Raw genomic sequence first — 2,098 nt, 5'->3', positions numbered from 1 at the left:
GCCCCGCCCGCGGTCCCGGCACGCCGCCGGAGGCGGTGGGCGGGGACCGGCGGACCGGGCGCGTCAGCGCGCGTGCGCGGCCGGGCGCAGCGGAATGGAACGGGAGGGGCCCGGCACGCCGGCGCCCTCGGGCACCTCCGCCGTGCTGTGGTCCGCCGCGGGGGCGGCCGGCTCGTCCAGGATGCCCGTGGCGAGCAGGCGGAACTCCCGCTCCACACCCTCGATGTCGGCCTTGAGGAACTCGATCGCGATACGGGCCCGGCGGAGCCGGGAGCCGCCGCTGCCCCCGGCCGCCCACCGCATCACCTGGGTGACGGCGAAGACGTAGGCGATGGCCCGGCCGGCCAGCACCAGGTGCTCCTGCCGCAGCGGCCCGTCAAGGAAGCGCAGGTCCAGCCGGTGCGCGGCCACCGCGGGCGCGGTGTGCGGGTGGGTGGCCAGGTAGACGCTGAGCGGGCGGCCGTCGCAGCGGGCCAGGCAGTACTCGGTGAGCTGCTGGCTGAGCAGGTCGTTGGTGCCGTCGAAGATGGTGAAGACCCGTGAGTCGAGGAACGCCTGGGCGGCGATGTTGGTGGAGGAGTTGGTGCGGTAGCCCTCACCGCCGATGAGCTGCTGGTAGTCGTGCGCGGCACCGACCATGCGCTCGGTGGACACGGTCTTCAGCGCCTGCACGGCGGGGAAGTCGGCCATCATGTCCGCCATGACGTCCATGTCGTCGAGCAGGCAGCGGTACAGCGCGGCGCTGATCACGGCGGACGCCTCGATGGACGCGAGCCGGTAGCGCACGAAGCGTATGGCGGACTGCGGGCCCGGCCCGATCCGGCGCCGCTCGGCGTGCGCGTGCGCCTCCCGGCTGATCCGCCGGAGGAAGCCGGAGGCCAGCGCCGCCATCATGGCGCGCGGCGGCATCAGCATCTCCACCATGGCGCTGAGATTGCGGTCCTCCGCCGCGATCCTGCGGTGTTTGGGGACCACGGCGTCGATCTCGTTCAGCCCGTAGTCGAGCGCCTTCATGCCCAGCGACTCGTAGCGTTCCACGGTGCGGAAGCCTTCGCTGCGCCTGACGATGAAGTAGCCGTAGCGGCGCGGCCCGGGCTCCGCGCTGCGGGCCGCCACCAGCCACCAGTGGGCACTGCCGCTGAAGCCCTGCCAGTGTTTGCGCCCCCGCAGGTGGTAGCCGTCCTCGGTCTCGGTGAAGACGGTCGTCATGCTGGACATGGCGGAGCCGCAGCCGGGTTCGGTGGAGGCGAAGCCGCAGATCACCGGAGCGTGTCCGGCGAATTCCGGCAGCACCTCCCGGCGTGCCCGGTCACCGGCCCGCAGTGCGACGGGCCGCAGCGCCACCGCCGTGTTGATCATGGTGAACATGGCTATGGGCAGGTGCCATTCCGCCAGGCTCTCCACCACCTGGCACATTTCGGCATGGCTGTTCCGGCCGCCGAACTCCGTGGGAAGGGCGGGAAGCAGCACTCCGGCGCGGACCAGACGTGCCCAGTCGTCGGCCGGCAGGTGCTGGAGCGGATAGGTCTGGCAGTCGAACCGGCTGCGCGCCAGCTCGGTGATGCCGTCGAGAAAGCGGTCCGTGGGAAGGGACAGCGCGTCGTGTGGAGATTCCTGCGGGGAGGCCGGGGACGGGCTCTGTGACATCGAGGCGGCTCCTGCATATCAAGGTCCGGTTCCGGCCCGGGGGCAGGCCGGAGGACCCCGGCCACCGACCGGGGGGTGCTCCGCGAGCCGCGGGGCTGAGCGCCGGTGGGGGCCCGGCGGTGCGGCGGCGGTCGGCGGTCCGGCCCGGAGGCAGGGGACCGGTGGCAGCTTGGTCCGGCATCCGCCCAAGTCCAAGACGGATGAACTTCGTTCTTGACAATGCGTAGCGACGCCGCTACATCGGCGGGATCCGGGGATTCGGGTCACCGGAGGTGAAGAACTGCGCACCGGCTCCTCCGCCTGCTCTTGCCCATGGCATGCTCACGGAGTGGTCCACGGGGCGCGTGATGCGAACACCGTACGGGCTGAGGGCTGTTGCGCGCGGCCCTGTCCCGGCATCGCGCGGCGTCCGGTGCCGCCGCCACGGCCGGCGGCGGCGCGGGCCGGGCCG

At 72.6% G+C, this 2,098-nt stretch carries 1 protein-coding gene; it reads right to left on the bottom strand.

Annotated features, from left to right (window positions below):
• Positions 1 to 63: 63 nt before the first annotated feature.
• Positions 64 to 1,647: an acyl-CoA dehydrogenase family protein gene (locus GQS09_RS27995; protein ID WP_165990314.1), complete on the bottom strand. Its 1,584-nt coding sequence runs from the start codon at positions 1,645 to 1,647 to the stop codon at positions 64 to 66.
• Positions 1,648 to 2,098 lie beyond the last annotated feature (451 nt).

It is taken from the genome of Streptomyces sp. YIM 98790 (genome assembly GCF_011421595.1).
Lineage (GTDB): Bacteria > Actinomycetota > Actinomycetes > Streptomycetales > Streptomycetaceae > Streptomyces.
Note: the sequence above shows the minus strand (reverse complement) of the source record. Positions and strands in the feature narration are given on the sequence as shown.

Excerpts from the sequence above, each read along its gene's own strand:
- GQS09_RS27995 (WP_165990314.1), bottom strand. The coding sequence starts at position 1,647 with ATGTCACAGAGCCCGTCCCCGGCCTCCCCGCAGGAATCTCCACACGAC.